This is a genomic window from Marinomonas pontica (assembly GCF_026191375.1).
In the GTDB taxonomy this organism is placed as follows: Bacteria; Pseudomonadota; Gammaproteobacteria; order Pseudomonadales; family Marinomonadaceae; genus Marinomonas; species Marinomonas pontica.
The window spans coordinates 267,265-281,576 of the sequence record NZ_JAODTL010000022.1 but is presented as its reverse complement, the minus strand read 5'-3'; the positions used below and the strand labels follow the sequence as shown (position 1 = coordinate 281,576).

The 14,312-nt window shown below is 43.3% G+C and carries 14 protein-coding genes and 1 pseudogene; 3 read left to right on the top strand and 12 right to left on the bottom strand.

Going from position 1 to position 14,312, the window contains the following annotated elements:
* Positions 1 to 18: 18 nt before the first annotated feature.
* From N5P32_RS04500 to N5P32_RS04490, 3 genes are all read left to right on the top strand, one after another.
* Positions 19 to 729, top strand: a complete 711-nt coding sequence (locus N5P32_RS04500) for a ZIP family metal transporter (RefSeq protein WP_265727962.1) — start codon at positions 19 to 21, stop codon at positions 727 to 729.
* Positions 730 to 811: 82 nt separating this feature from the next.
* Positions 812 to 1,984: a benzoate/H(+) symporter BenE family transporter gene (locus N5P32_RS04495; RefSeq protein ID WP_265727961.1), complete on the top strand. Its 1,173-nt coding sequence runs from the start codon at positions 812 to 814 to the stop codon at positions 1,982 to 1,984.
* Positions 1,985 to 1,994: 10 nt separating this feature from the next.
* Entirely contained in the window at positions 1,995 to 2,621 is a 627-nt protein-coding gene (locus N5P32_RS04490; RefSeq protein WP_265727960.1) for a GntR family transcriptional regulator, read from the top strand.
* Here N5P32_RS04490 and N5P32_RS04485 read toward each other — a convergent pair whose 3' ends face one another.
* From N5P32_RS04485 to nadC, 12 genes and pseudogenes are all read right to left on the bottom strand, one after another.
* Positions 2,622 to 3,311 (bottom strand): sensor histidine kinase, encoded by a 690-nt coding sequence (locus N5P32_RS04485; RefSeq protein WP_265727959.1) that lies wholly within the window; start codon positions 3,309 to 3,311, stop codon positions 2,622 to 2,624. It lies immediately after the preceding gene.
* Positions 3,311 to 4,528 (bottom strand): tetratricopeptide repeat-containing response regulator, encoded by a 1,218-nt coding sequence (locus N5P32_RS04480; protein ID WP_265727958.1) that lies wholly within the window; start codon positions 4,526 to 4,528, stop codon positions 3,311 to 3,313. Before N5P32_RS04480 ends, N5P32_RS04485 begins: the two co-directional genes overlap by 1 nt.
* Before the next feature lie 26 nt (positions 4,529 to 4,554).
* Positions 4,555 to 4,779, bottom strand: coding sequence for a DNA gyrase inhibitor YacG (locus N5P32_RS04475; RefSeq protein ID WP_265727957.1), 225 nt, complete (start codon positions 4,777 to 4,779; stop codon positions 4,555 to 4,557).
* Complete coding sequence (gene coaE, locus N5P32_RS04470) at positions 4,773 to 5,384, bottom strand: dephospho-CoA kinase (RefSeq protein ID WP_265727956.1); 612 nt, start codon at positions 5,382 to 5,384, stop codon at positions 4,773 to 4,775. Before coaE ends, N5P32_RS04475 begins: the two co-directional genes overlap by 7 nt.
* On the bottom strand, positions 5,381 to 6,172 hold the full coding sequence (locus tag N5P32_RS04465; RefSeq protein WP_265727955.1) for a prepilin peptidase: 792 nt from the start codon (positions 6,170 to 6,172) through the stop codon (positions 5,381 to 5,383). Before N5P32_RS04465 ends, coaE begins: the two co-directional genes overlap by 4 nt.
* Positions 6,173 to 7,138 carry a type II secretion system F family protein gene (locus N5P32_RS04460; protein WP_265727954.1) on the bottom strand — a complete coding sequence of 322 codons (966 nt, stop codon included), beginning with the start codon at positions 7,136 to 7,138 and terminating at the stop codon, positions 6,173 to 6,175.
* An 84-nt stretch (positions 7,139 to 7,222) separates the two neighbouring features.
* Positions 7,223 to 8,173, bottom strand: a complete 951-nt coding sequence (locus tag N5P32_RS04455; RefSeq protein ID WP_265727953.1) for a GspE/PulE family protein — start codon at positions 8,171 to 8,173, stop codon at positions 7,223 to 7,225.
* Positions 8,170 to 8,622, bottom strand: a complete 453-nt coding sequence (locus N5P32_RS04450) for a pilin (protein WP_265727952.1) — start codon at positions 8,620 to 8,622, stop codon at positions 8,170 to 8,172. The genes N5P32_RS04455 and N5P32_RS04450 overlap by 4 nt, the downstream gene beginning before the upstream one ends.
* A 62-nt stretch (positions 8,623 to 8,684) precedes the next feature.
* Positions 8,685 to 9,191 (bottom strand): hypothetical protein, encoded by a 507-nt coding sequence (locus tag N5P32_RS04445; RefSeq protein ID WP_265727951.1) that lies wholly within the window; start codon positions 9,189 to 9,191, stop codon positions 8,685 to 8,687.
* Between the two features lie 11 nt (positions 9,192 to 9,202).
* Positions 9,203 to 11,302, bottom strand: coding sequence for a phosphate acetyltransferase (gene pta / locus N5P32_RS04440; RefSeq protein WP_265727950.1), 2,100 nt, complete (start codon positions 11,300 to 11,302; stop codon positions 9,203 to 9,205).
* 46 nt (positions 11,303 to 11,348) lie between these two features.
* Positions 11,349 to 12,539, bottom strand: coding sequence for an acetate/propionate family kinase (locus tag N5P32_RS04435; RefSeq protein WP_265727949.1), 1,191 nt, complete (start codon positions 12,537 to 12,539; stop codon positions 11,349 to 11,351).
* A 2-nt stretch (positions 12,540 to 12,541) separates the two neighbouring features.
* Positions 12,542 to 13,389: pseudogene (gene nadC, locus N5P32_RS04430) on the bottom strand (carboxylating nicotinate-nucleotide diphosphorylase).
* Positions 13,390 to 14,312: the final 923 nt, after the last annotated feature.

Genomic DNA, 14,312 nt, shown 5'->3' with positions numbered 1-14,312 from the left:
CGACAAGAGAGCTAAATTATGACCCCTTTGTACAGTGTGATTTTACTTACGTTATTGGCCGGTTTGGCAATGCCAGTAGGAGCAATGATTGCCCATTATGAACGTATAAAGCCTATTTGGTTGGAAGCTGAATTGATGCATGGCATTACGGCATTTGGTGGCGGTGCCTTGTTATCGGCAATTGCATTGGTGCTTGTGCCTGAGGGTATTGAGTATTTTTCCGCAGGGGCGGCTGCCATTTTGTTCTTAACTGGCGGGTTTGCCTTTATGGTTTTGGATATTCAGTTATCAAAAAGCGACACCTCAATGAGTCAACTGGTGGCAATGCTGTCTGATTTTATTCCTGAATCGTTGGCTTTAGGGGCTGCATTTGCATTGGGTAATATTAATGGTGTGTTATTGGCCGCACTGATTGCTATGCAAAACGTGCCTGAAGGGTTTAATGCCTTTCGAGAATTAAAGGCATCCTCGCATTATCGTCCATGCATTATCATTCTATGGTTTGTATTACTGGCTCTAACAGGGCCCATTGCGGGCGTGCTTGCTCTTCTTTGGTTAGTAGAGTGGCCTTCTGTTATTTCGGGCATTATGTTGTTTGCTTCGGGTGGGATTTTGTATGCGGTATTTCAGGACATCGCGCCTCAGGTTGTATTGGAAAAGCACTGGGCTCCACCAATGGGAGCGGTAATGGGGTTTGCTTTTGGGTTGATGGGGTACATGCTGACGTGATGCTAAGAAAAAATGTATACAAAAATACACTAATTGAAATATAGTTAGCACTCTTTAAAAAGCTCTAGAAGGGAGTTGAGCCGTGCTACGAATTGTTAATGATGTGAGTTTGAGTGCAATTGTTGCTGGTTTTGTCGCTGTGCTCATCGGTTTTGCGAGTTCTGTTGCTATTGTTTTTCAAGCTGCCCAAGCGGCAGGGGCTGACTCCAATGTTATTGTGTCTTGGATAATGGCACTTGGTTTGGGTATGGGGGCAACCTGTTTCTTCCTGTCTTTATGGTATAGATCTCCAGTCATTACGGCGTGGTCAACACCTGGTGCGGCTTTGCTGGCAACCAGCTTAGGGACAATCAATTACTCTGAAGCCATTGGTGTGTTTGTTTTTGCTGGCGCATTGACCTTGTTGACGGGTGTATCCGGCTTGTTTGATAAAGTAATGCGTTTGGTTCCTTTGCCATTGGCTTGCGCTATGTTGGCGGGAGTGTTGTTTAAATTCGGATTGTCTATTTTTGACTCTATGATGAGCGATGTCTTCCTTGTTGGCATTATGCTAATCACTTATTTGATCAGTAAGCGATTTGTACCACGATATTCGGTCTTGTTTGTGTTGGTTTCTGGTGTTGCCTTCGTTTTAGCGAATTCTGGCAGTCAAATTATGTCAAACATTCCATTTGAATTAGGGGCTTTTGTGTGGGTATGGCCAGAATGGAATCTGGGGGCTTTGATTGGTATCGGAGTGCCTTTGTATATTGTCACCATGACATCTCAAAATATTCCGGGGGTGGCTGTAATGCGCAGCAGTGGTTATCAAACTCCGGTTTCTCCGTTGATTAGTTGGACTGGATTAACCTCAATTATGTTGGCTCCGTTGGGCGGTTTTGCTTTTAATCTTGCAGCCATTACTGCGGCTATTTGCTCCGGCGATGAATGTCATAAAGATCCAAAACGGCGTTACATTGCTGGTTTGTCTGCGGGTGTGTTTTATTGGTGCGCAGGCTTGGCTGGCACCTCTGTAGTGGCATTATTTTCCATTTTTCCTTCGACAATGATCGCGGCATTGGCTGGGATAGCGTTGCTAGGAACCATTGGTATGAATCTGAAAAATGCCATGGCCGAGGACAACAATAGAGAGGCGGCATTAGTAACATTTTTGGTGACTGTCTCTGGGGTGTCGTTTGGCGGAATCGCTTCGGCCTTTTGGGGGATTCTGTTTGGGGTGATTTGTCTGTTGATTTCGAACTTGAAGCGTAAGTGAGTAAGATGCGATGGAGATTGTTCAGAAAATCAAAGAAGATATTTTGACCAACCAGTTACCTCGTGGTATTCCTCTTCGTCAGGTAACTTTGTCATACCGATATGGAGTAAGCAGAATTCCAATTCGGGATGCGTTAGTTGCTTTAAAAGCGGAAGGCTGGTTGGTACCAAATGGTAAAGCAGGCGTTATGATTCCAGACCTAAACTGGAAGGAAGCTGAAGATCTTTCTTTAATGAGAGCGGAGCTAGAGAGCCTCTTATTCTCCATGGCATTTGATAGCATCTGTGAAGAAAACATCGAACAGGCAAGACTATTTTTGGCAGAGTTAGATCAAGAAAACATGTCCCTTGTAACCCGTGGAGAATTGAATTGGCAGTTTCATAGCGCGTTGTATTTCGCCGCTAATCGACCGACATTGCAACGAGTCGTCGAAGGGTTAAATGCTCAGGCGACGCGGTATTTAGGTTTTCAATATGGGCCTTTAGCGTATCGAGAAACGAGCCAAGATCAACACCAAGAGTTGCTTGCCTTAATCGAATCCAAAGAAAAAGACGCGGCATTGGCTTTATTAAGACGGCATATAGAGCAAGCTGGGTATCTATTAACGCAGTATTTAAAAACCGTGACCGCAGGATGATTACACGTTGTAAAGTAAATCTATATTACTTGGTTGCGGTAAAAATACGGTTAAACTGGCTCCGCCCAAGGCCAGAGAGGACTCTTTCTTTATGAACCCTGTTCTTTCGTTAATCACGTGTGCGTTGGCCGATAATTCGGCAAAATAAAGCCCTAAACCTGTATTGCCTTCTAGGAACTCATCGCCGTCCTCTTCTGTATTTTTAAACCCCTGACCATCGTCCTCTATTGCAATGATTAAGAATTCGTTTTCTTTTTTTGCGCTGATTGTAATTTTCGATTTAGCGAATCGAAATGCATTATACACTGCAGTACTTACGACAGCTGTCATGAGTCGTTCATCAAAAATGCCCGTCAAACTTGCATCACAGCTGTATTCCAATTGCAAATTTTTTGCTAATGCAGAAGGGTGTAAAGCAAATACCTGATCGTCGAGAAATTCGTCTAATAAAAAGGTGTCGACATGCAAGTCATAACCATCTGAGGCTAGGCGATAGAGATAAAGGTATTCGACCCATTCGTCATTTAACTTTTTCAATGACTCTTCAATTAATATGATTTTCTTTTGGTTAGCGTCCTTGCTGCCGATGACATCTTTCAGGCTTTGTAGTTGGTACAGTAGTGTTCCTACTTGGTTTTTACTTTCGTGGATTGCACTGGCCAAAATAGTACTGATGTCGAGTTTTTTCATTATTGAATACCGCCAAAAGCCGCTGCGTATGAGGCGCTTTGTTGTTTCGTTGGAGCGGTTGAACTGCCACTTTTAACTTCGCTCAACCATGCTTCAAAAATTTGTTTCGCCGTTAATGTATCTTTGTCGGCAAGGTAGACGTCTATCTCGCAGCTGTATGCCTTTGCCTTGTTGTCTGGGTTATCAAAGAACGACTCGTGTATTTTTTTGAGTGTGCTGTCAAAATTGTCTTTTTGTCTTGGCAAGAGTGGGCCATTATCGGAAATTCTAGCGAGAGACTCTAAATGATTAAGATAGACATCCGCTGTGTTGTAACAGGAGTATTTGGCGAGAAAAACCGCGCGACGATAAGACATTTCAGCGGTCATACTGTCATTAAGATCTAAACTGATCTTACCTAATTCCATTTGGCGCAAGATGTTCTTTGGGGATCGGCCGATGGCTTCAATTAATGTAGATTGCGCTTCTTCTAGCTTTCCTTCGACAACTTGAATTTTAGCCAGCCAATCGTACGCGCTGACAAAGAATCGATTATCCAACATCAGCTGGCGAAAGCTTTGTTCTGCTTTTTCGAGCTCGCCCATCAAAAAGTAAGATTTTCCTTTGCCAAAAAGAGCCCATGGCATTTTTCGACTTTTCAGTGTTTTGTTAAATAGCGAGAGTGCTTTTTTATATTCTTTTAACTCTAATAAGCTTTCGCCAATGATGCGTTCGCATTTGCCTATCAATGATGGATACTTCTTCATGACAATTTTTGCAGCGGCAATGGCGCTCTCAAAATCGCCTTTATCAAGGGCAATGTTGACGTTATACAACCTTTCTTTGGTTTCTAATAGTTTGCTTAGACGTCTTTGTAAAACGGCTTGTGAGAACGGTTTGGTAATATAGCCATCAGGCTGATATTCAATGGCACCCATCACCATTTCGATGGATGTTTCAGCGGTCACCATTAAATAGGTAGCGGTATTGGGTATCAGTTTGGAATGCCTAACTTCTTCAAGGAGCTGTTGACCGTCTTTACCATTGCCAAGATTGTAATCCGATAAAATCACATCAAACGTTTGGTTTTTTAGTAATTCAATAGCGGTTTCCGCTTTCATGGCAATGTCTATGGAAGTAAAGCCAAAGTCGGTCAGCATTTTTCTCTGCATTATCCGAGCTTCAGCCATATCTTCTATGAGTAGCGCTTTCTTTTTCGAAAAGTCTTGTTGAGCCATAAAAAATTACGTTCCAGGTCTAGCAATTATAAAAAAGATTTATTTGGATCAATGACGAGATCCGCTGAGAAAATTTCGTCTTCTTCAGAGGTTTGCTGAGGTATGGAGTAGGATTCACTTGCCCACGCACCCAAATCAATCAATTTACATCTTGCACTACAGAAAGGACGATCTATATTTTCTTTCGTCCAAGGCGTTTTTGTTTGGCAGGTAGGGCAGGCGACTAAGGCTGCCGAATTACTATTTAACATGGTAGCGACTCTAAAATTTTTTGGTGCAATTTGAAGACTTTAGCATTCATTTCGTCAAGATTGCCAGCGTTTTCCAAGATGAAATTTGCCTTCTCTAGACGTTCTTTATTGCTCAATTGTGTTGCTATGATTTTTTCCGCACTTTCTTGGTTTACCTTGTCTCGGCTCATTACACGTTGACGCTGTATTTCAAGAGGTACATCAATGGCTATTACCCAGTTGCAGAGTATGTCTTGCTTTGTTTCAAACAATAAGGGGTGAACTAGCAAGGCGTATTCAGAAGTTGTTGACTTCAGTTGAGTGAGTATTTCTGATCGGATAGCGGGGTGCGTTAAAGCTTCCAGCCAACGTCTTTCCGCTGGATCATTGAAAATGATATCGCGTAGCGCGCGTCGATTTAAGGCCCCGTCTTCTAATAGTATTTCGTCACCAAAGTGGTGTTGAATTTCAGAAAGACAATAGGAATTCGGTTCAACAACAAGTCTGGCGACGTCATCGGCATCGACACTTTGAATGCCCAGTTGATTAAAACAGCGTGCGATAGTGCTTTTTCCTGAGCCAATGCCGCCAGCTAGGCCAACAATAATCGGTGTGTGGTCTGTCATAGTGATATATAAAAAATCAATAAGGCTGAAAAAATCAAAAAGGGGCCAAATGTGATGTGTTCGGAGCCCTTTTTCTTGAAAACAACAGTGTATAGGATTCCACCCAGACTTGCACAAAGTAACAAGTTCGTCATATTCGAAAGCCCGAGCCATGCACCAAGTGCCGCAAGGAGTTTGGCATCACCTAAACCAATGGCTTCACATTGTCGAAAAGTTAAATATGCCCAATGCAACGAGTACACCAGAGCGTAGCCCATTAACATGCCTAAGACACTGTCGGACAATGCCGATGAGAAAAGGTGTAGGAGCAGTCCGCAGGTTAATATAATGGCGCTGCATTCATCGGGAATCAGCTTATTTTCCAAATCAACTGTACCAGCAGTGATTAATGCGCTTATCAAGATGGTCAGTAATAGCAATTCGGAAATGTTGCTATTGCTGCTTAAAAGCGGGAGGCATAAAGCTAAATGAGCGAGTTCGATAATGGAATAACGGTAAGAAATAGCGTTTTTACAATAACGACACCGACCTTTTAAAGCGATAAAGCTCAATACTGGGATAAGATCTTTCCAAGACAAGAGGTGGCGGCAATGAACACAGAAGGAACGCTTGCTCTGGGCATCTTCGGGATTTGAAGTACGAAAGGGAATTGAAAGGATGTGGTGAGCTTCCTTCTCCCAAAGGTAAGTTTGTCTTATTGGCCAGCGCCTTGTGTAAGCCGCAGAATAACTGCCAATAGATAAAACAAGTGATGCATAAATAAGATAGATAAAAATCACTTCATACATTTATGGCATCTCGATCAAAGGAGCATACAAAGATACCAGCGCCGAGGCCACCACGCTGCCGGCTAGCAAAAGACACACCGCAGGGATAAGTTTTTCAAGCAGTATGATGTTCTTGTTCCAGCGCTTCTCATGTTCTTTGGTGGCGAGAGCGAGCGCTCTTTCAATGTCACCATCCTGCTCGGCAGAATGTAAAGCAATAGCAGACTCGTTTGGAAACCATGATAAAGGAAAGCTGGTGGCGTAATTTTGCCCAAGACGAAGGGTGTAATAGACGCGATAAATGTCCTGTTTTATGGGACGATATTGGAAATATTCAGGCATGCTTTTGAGGGCTTGCTGTAACGTCATGCCCGTTTTGCGTGTTGTGCTTAATAATGAGAACAGTTTTGTTAAGCGAAAATTTGCGCTGTATTTTTCAAGCCAATAGCAGGCGTGGCCTAGGTGTAAGCTTCTTACACACACTATTTGAACCATGGAACACAGTGCATAAATGGATAGGCTTAGTGACAAATCAAACAGGCTGTTTTCTGCAGAAGACGGCCGAAGTGTTTGGTTAAAGATCAAAATGATCAGGGCAATTTGCATGATACAGAATGGGTAAATCAGCGATTTTAAAAGTCTTTGTGACCAATTCAGTAGGGAGTCGAGTTGCAATATTGAAACACTCAGGCTTTTTTCACAGTCTTCACGAGAGCCATGCGAATTGAGTAATTGACAATAAGGGGCGGCTGAATCTTGTGTCAGCCTTTGCAGCGCATCATTAAAAGCAACGCCGGATTCTAGCTCACTTAAAATAGCTTTGCTTGTGTTTGCCATCATGGGATTGGGTGATGATGTGGCGAAATGAGAAATGGCTTGGTTTAGCTGGAGGCCAGATTGCAATGCGCTTTGAATTTCTTCGAAAAAGTTTGCAGTGATTTGTAATTGTGCTTTTTGGGCTTCCAAAGAAAAATAGAAATCTTCCATTCCCCTCGGCTAACATATTGAAATAGAAGCCTGTTTTTAGATTGCTCATACTTATAATCAATGTTGCCGTCTAGGTGTTTAATCTTAAACCATGGCATGTGATGTCTCGTGCTGTTGATGTGAAAACGCTTTCCATAAAGACGGTGTAGCAATAAGCGAATCATAATCTTGTGGTAGAAAGTCACGCCACTGTGGCTGAAGCCCATTAAAAATAGGATGTTGGGACGATGATTTGTACTGCATCGATTGGTGAATTATGAGCTTTAAGGAGCTTGCCAATGAGAAAAAATCCACTTGCCAGCCATGGCAACGATGCATGGCATCTAGCGCAGAGTTTGTATGGAGTGTTGCTAGTACAAGGTGTCCTGTTAGCGCGGCGTTGACGGCAAGATTTGCGGTCACCGCGTCTCTGACTTCTCCCACCATAATAACGTCAGGGTCTTGTCTTAAGAAAGATTTTAGTAGAGCCGCTGAGTCCAAGCCTATGGCAGGATTGGGTTCGCATTGGAATAAACCTTGAATTTCATACTCAACAGGATCTTCAATGGTAAAAATGGTTTTTTGTCCAGTATTCAATTCGTCGAGGCAGGAATAAAGCGTCGTACTTTTTCCCGCACCTGTCGCACCGCAGACTAAAATTAACCCACTAGGCTGGCGTAAAGTGTTTGCTAGTGTGGTTTGTAATGATGGTTGTATTCCGATTTTGTCCAGAGCGAGCCGATTTTTTTCAGGCAGTAGCCTTAGTGCGACTTTCTCACCTTTAACGGTTGAAATAATACTGACTCGGATGAAGGTGTTTCTGTGCCTCTCTTGGAATAGAAACTGTCCTTCTTGAGTTCTCCTTGTCTCAGATAAATCTAAATTCGCTCGCATTTTTATGCGATTGATCAAGTTTGCTCCAGGTGGCAAGTCTAAAGTTTTATTTAGCAATCCATAACTGCGTTGATAAATTTGAATGCCTTGATTAGAGACCTCAAAATGTATGTCTGTGGCGTGGTGATTTACGGCGTTGGAAATGATTTCTTCTAAAGTCACTCTTCATCTCCGGCAGTGCTATTACATTGTAGCGGTAGCAGTTTTGCTTCCAAATCAGATGTGCAAGACCATTGCCTATTTTCATCTCTTGAATACTTTAGGTATTGGTTTTCTGTAATGCCGGTGCTGTTATTTAGCTTGATGACAATACTGCCTGTCGTTGCATCAGAGCTTTCTATCGTTATGGATTTGGCAATAGAGTCTGATAATAGGGGCTGCTTTATCTGAGTGAATTCAGCATCAGTTGGAAACGTGCCTTCTAATAAGATGAATTCTTCCACCAATGATTGATGTTGGGTGATCAGGTTTTGTGCTTCTATCAGCTTTGCTTTGGCGATTTGCCGTGTGAAAGTGGGTGCTGATAAGCTGGCTAGTATAGAAATAATGGCAATAACAACCATTAGCTCTAATAACGTAAAACCTTGACTGGTTTGACGGGAAAGTCGCATTCTTCACTCCTTGAAGAGGGCTTGTATTGGCGTCCTGCTAATACTGTGTATGTGTTTATAGCCTAAACGATCTGATCTAGAAAGTCTCCTGTTGGTGTTTTTTCTTGGTAAGAGTGTGTTTTATTGTCTTTTGGGGAAGCCTGAACAATGGGTTCTAGGTAATCTTCGATAAATTCTTCTTCTATGAGTGAATCATCTTCGTTTTGTTCTTCTCTGATCTCATCTGCAACTTTATGGTTGCGTTGAGACAATGCTTGCCCCTGTTCGGAAATAGTCACGATTAGATCGCTGGAGGCTTTGGCATTGCGTGCATTTAATGCGGTCATATTGGTATCTTCATCTGAGCGAACGTCAAATGTTGTGTATCCAGGCGTGATATTAGTACTTAGCGTGTGGCCTGAAAGAGCAATGGAATGGGGAAGGCTACCAGACATAAGGATCACCCGATAAATGAAGATGAGTAAAGAGTAATAGGCTAAGCGAATTCTGTCCACTATTGCATAAAAAAAGCCATGCTGAGGCGATAACCTATATCGTGGCTCCAGCATGGCTTTTGTCATAACGGACATTTTAGAAACACTTAGGAATTGTTAATTTGTCCTGCTTGAATGGCGGTTATCGCAATGGTGTACACAATGTCATCCACTAAGGCGCCGCGAGATAAATCGTTTACGGGCTTGCGGATGCCTTGTAGCATTGGGCCAATACTTACCACATCAGCACTTCGTTGAACGGCTTTATAGGTTGTATTGCCAGTATTTAAATCTGGGAAAATAAACACGGTTGCTTTGCCGGCTACCTTGCTATTAGGCGCTTTTTGCTTGGCCACTTTTTCCATGATCGCAGCGTCATACTGTAACGGGCCATCAATAAGTAAATCTGGGCGCAGGTTTTGCGCTAAGGCTGTGGCCTCACGAACTTTATCAACATCATTGCCTGTGCCAGAGCCCCCTGTGCTGTAGCTGATCATCGCCACTTTAGGGGTAATGCCAAATGCGGCAGCAGAGTCTGCGCTTTGAATGGCTATTTCAGCAAGCTGCTCTGCCGTTGGATCAGGGTTGATAGCACAATCACCATAAACCAATACTTGATCTGGTAAACACATAAAGAAAACAGAAGACACAAGACTGGCATTTGCGGATGTTTTAATCAATTGTAAAGCCGGACGGATGGTGTTTGCTGTCGTATGAACGGCGCCTGATACTAGGCCGTCTACATCGCCGACTTGTAACATCATGGTGCCTAAAACCACATTGTCTTCCAGTTGTTCGCGAGCAACAATATCAGTCAGCCCTCGACCTTTTCTTAGTTCCACCATCGGAGCAACGTAGCGTTCACGAATGCTGGCTGGATCAAGTATTTCGACACCATGGCTGAGTTCTATGCCATTATTTTGAGCAATTCGCAGAATCTCTGTTTCGTTACCCAATAAAGTGCAACGGGCAATACCGCGTTCAGCGCAAATAGAGGCGGCTTGAATGGTACGAATCTCTTCGCCTTCTGGCAAAATGATGCGCTTGTTTAACGAGCGAGCAAGCTCAATCAAGCGAAATCGAAATGCCGGAGGGGAGAGCTTTCTTTCTTCTTGGTTCAAGGCAAAAGAGTTGATCCAGTCATGGTCGATGCATCGAGCAATGTGTTCTTTTACCATCAAAACACGTTCTTTATCATCAAGAGGAATCTCTTGGTTAAAGGACTGCATATTGATAACGGTTTCCCAGCTATTAGATTCAACGGAAAGAACCGGAAGGCCTTTTGCCATGGCTTTTCCGCACAATTCCATCAATGCTTCGCTTGGTTGATAACCGCCAGTTACTACCAAGGCGGCAATTTTTATGTCATTCAATGCTGCAATGGCGGTCGCCATGATGATGTCTGTACGATCACCGGGTGTGAAAACTAAGACTCCAGGTCGCAACGCTTCCAACATGTTTTCTACACCACGTGCGCACAGCGTATAGGATTGCACGCGGCGAGATTCAATTTCGCCAGCATTAATAATCCGAGCGCCAAGAAAATCTGCAACGTCTTTTACCCGTGGGTAAGTTAATTCATCCGCTTTTGGGATTTGCCCTAGCAGGCTAAAATTGCGTTTAAATATGCCTCGTTGAGCGAATAAGTCTCCGTAAGATTTCACCCCTAAAGAGCCTGGCGTTGTCTTATTAAGAATACAACCAATCACATCGTTGGCTTTGATGCCACCATAGGACCCCGCTGCGATCTCTACATGATGTTCTAGCTCATTAACTCGCATGTTATTCGGTGCTGTGACGAGCACCAGTCCCGCATCAAGGGTTCTGGCAATGGCTTTGTTGAGTCTCGTTGCGTAAGGGTGTCCTGCTATTTGCGCAAGACCTTCAACAATGACGGTGGAATCCGGTTCTACACTCGCTTGGAAGCGACCAACGATTTCTTCCATTAGTTCGTCGATGTTGTCGTTGTATAAATAACGCTCTGCTTCATGAAGAGGAATGGGTTCTGCAGGGGTCAGTGTGGAACCTTGGGCAACCATCGCAGTGGATTTATCTGGCCCTTTGTCTCCAGGTTGTGGTTGCGCAATAGGTTTAAAAAAGCTGGCTTTTAAACCTTGCTGTTCAAGCGCGCGTACAAGGCCAACCGAAACGGATGTTAAACCGACTCCAGGGCCTGTCGGGACGGTCATGAGAACATTTATTGACATAGTTGATGAATCCTAAAGTAGTCCATTATTGGGGGTGTGGTTTCAATCAATGCTTAATTAAACTGATGGTATCAAGCGCGATCATAAGCTCTTCGTTAGTCGGAATAATCCACACATCTGTACCGCTGTTTTCTGAATGTATGTTCAGTGTTTCGCCTCGAGGAGCTTGCTCATTTTTATTTGAGTCTATACGGATATTGAGCGCTTTCAAATGATCGCAAATACTCTGGCGCAAATAGCCCGAGTTTTCACCAATGCCGCCAGTAAAAACAAGGTGGTCTATGCTGTCTAGCGTGGTGGCAACGCTCGCTAAATGTTTTGCTGTGCGAGCTGCGAACATATCTAAAGCCAGTTTGGCTCTTTGGTCGCCAGACATCATGGCGTCTTCAAGCGTTCTGCAATCGTTGGATATTTCGGACACGCCCAATAAGCCGCTTTTTTTGTTCAGAATATCGAGCGCAGCATCAGCCGAAATGTTTTCAGCTTGGCTAATAAAAGAAAGCAGACTAGGGTCTAGGCTGCCTGAACGAGTCCCCATCATCAAACCTTCTAACGGCGTAATTCCCATGCTGGTATCTGAAGATTGTCCTTTGTTGATAGCGCAAGTGCTGGCGCCATTTCCTAGGTGAGCGACAAGAACACCTTGCTGATCACTGCCAGGTACTATTTGCGCTAAACGTTGGCTTATGTATCGGTAACTGGTGCCATGGAAGCCATATTTACGGAAGTGATGTTCTCGGTAGAAGTGCATTGGGATCGGGTAAAGGTATTGCTCTGGCGCCAATGTTTGGTGAAAGGCAGTATCAAATACAGCAGCTTGTGGAAGTCCTGGGAATAATTCAAACGCGACCTCTATGCCTTTTGCGTGCGCTGGATTGTGAAGCGGGGCGAATTGCGCGCACTCTTTAATGCCGTCTAATACTTCTTGGTTTATTAATACGGACGTGCCAAAGGTTTCGCCACCATGAACAACCCTATGCCCAATACCAACAAGCGTTTGCTCGATAGATGGGCGCTCATTTAGCCACTCTTTGATGTGCGTAACGGCGTTTTTGTGGCTGCCATCTTCGAGTGTAAGCGTATTCTTCGTCCCTTCAAATTTGAACGTGATGTTGCTCTCATCGGTTCCTAAACGATCAGCGATGCCTTCGACAAGCGTCTCTTGACCTGCGTTAGCTAAGATGGCGAACTTTAACGAAGAACTTCCGCAGTTAATAACTAAAATACTATCGTTCATGTTTATTCCTGTATTACGCGTAAGGATAAGTCTATTGCTTGAACATGTTTTGTTAATGCTCCAATAGAGACAAAATCAACCCCTGTTTGGGCGACTCTTAATAGGCGTTCTTTATCCATATTGCCGGATGCTTCGAACTTTACTTGGCCTTTGAAGCTTGACACCGCAGTGCTCATGTCTTCATAGGAAAAGTTATCGAGCATTATTATGTCGGCTCCTGCGTGTACCGCCATCGTTACTTCTTCAAGGTTTTCTGTCTCAACTTCGATGATTTTACCTGGTGCGATTTTCTGTGCCATTGTCACCGCATTGGCAATAGATCCGGCTGCCATAATGTGATTCTCTTTTATAAGAAACGCATCAAACAAACCCATTCGATGATTTTTCCCACCCCCACGGTCACAGCGTATTTTTGCGCTTGGCGCATGCCTGGTAGAGTTTTTCGTGTATCCAAGATAGTCAGTTGGGTATTTTGAACAATGTCGCTGTATTCTTTCGTGACGGTGGCGGTATAGGACAGCGTTTGTAAAAAATTTAAAGCGGTACGTTCGCCGGTTAAAATTGTTCTGGCATGACCTTCAATGGTTAGGAATGGCTGATTTATCGTTAATTCATCGCCATCTTGGTTGTGCCATTTTAAGGACACCTTATTACCTAATTGAGCGAAAACCTCATTAACCCAAGCCTGACCACACAAAATGGCAGGCTCTCGGCTGATAACGGTGGCTTTAATTGTTTGCTCATCAGGAATCAACTGAGCGGTAATGTCGCCCGAGTCGATGTCTTCTTCTAAGGCAAAAGCAACTTGAGATTGGATATGTTTAGTTAATGGGGCGCTCAAAAGAGTCATGTACTATCCTAAGTTTGTCGCATGAAATTAAATCACTATTGTAGCGTTATATTGGTAATGCGTCAGTGTTGATTTATCGATATTGATTGATTTAAGAGGTCTTTTACTGAGGCGGATCAAAATGTTGCATTGAGCTGATTGAATGGTTTGTCCAAGCGATGCAATGATGACTGTCATGAGGCTGCTGTTCGATACCCTTAGTGAGGGCTGTTATAACTAAAAGGCCGTCTTTGAGCTATGTGTTGCCTGTTGTTTATTGTCTTAGGTATTGAAAATGCGCAAGATTCACACAATTTATACACTTCATGTTGCTGGTGAATTTTGGTCTCTAAGTGGGGAGTTTAGGGGTTTTGACAAGATTTCTATCTGTTTTTTGTCTGTTTTTTGTTCGAAAACCCGGGGGCAAGGGTGGTTGAATTATTCAATCTTGATGTGAGTGGCTAGGCGATCTCTTGATTAGGTGTTAATCTTACGCCCGAATTAGACACTTCTGAAATAGAAGAAAGCCTATCGAAAGGTAAGGTTTTGGTAAAAGATCTGAAGTGCAGACGCATTTAAAGAATGTTCTCTTACTTATCTAAGTAAAAAGTTTTGAATTTTTATGTGCACTTAGTAAGGCTATTTGCATGTAGAAACTTAATGTTGGGTTTGATGAACCAAACCCAAAATGGAAGCGATCCGACTAGGTACACTAGTGGTCGATACAATGGAAATAAAATTAAAACAATAATAATTGCCATTGGAACGGATACAAACGACGCTTTAGCGCAATCAAATAGGGTGTCGTTTTATCCGAAGTCGGCTGGAACTTATTTATGGCTATTCATATAAGTTCCGATGGTTCGTTTAAGTAGCCTCCAAGGCTTACATACATAGATTGTCCTTGGAAGGTTAAGTATCTGTTCTAATAGCGGGAGTTATTA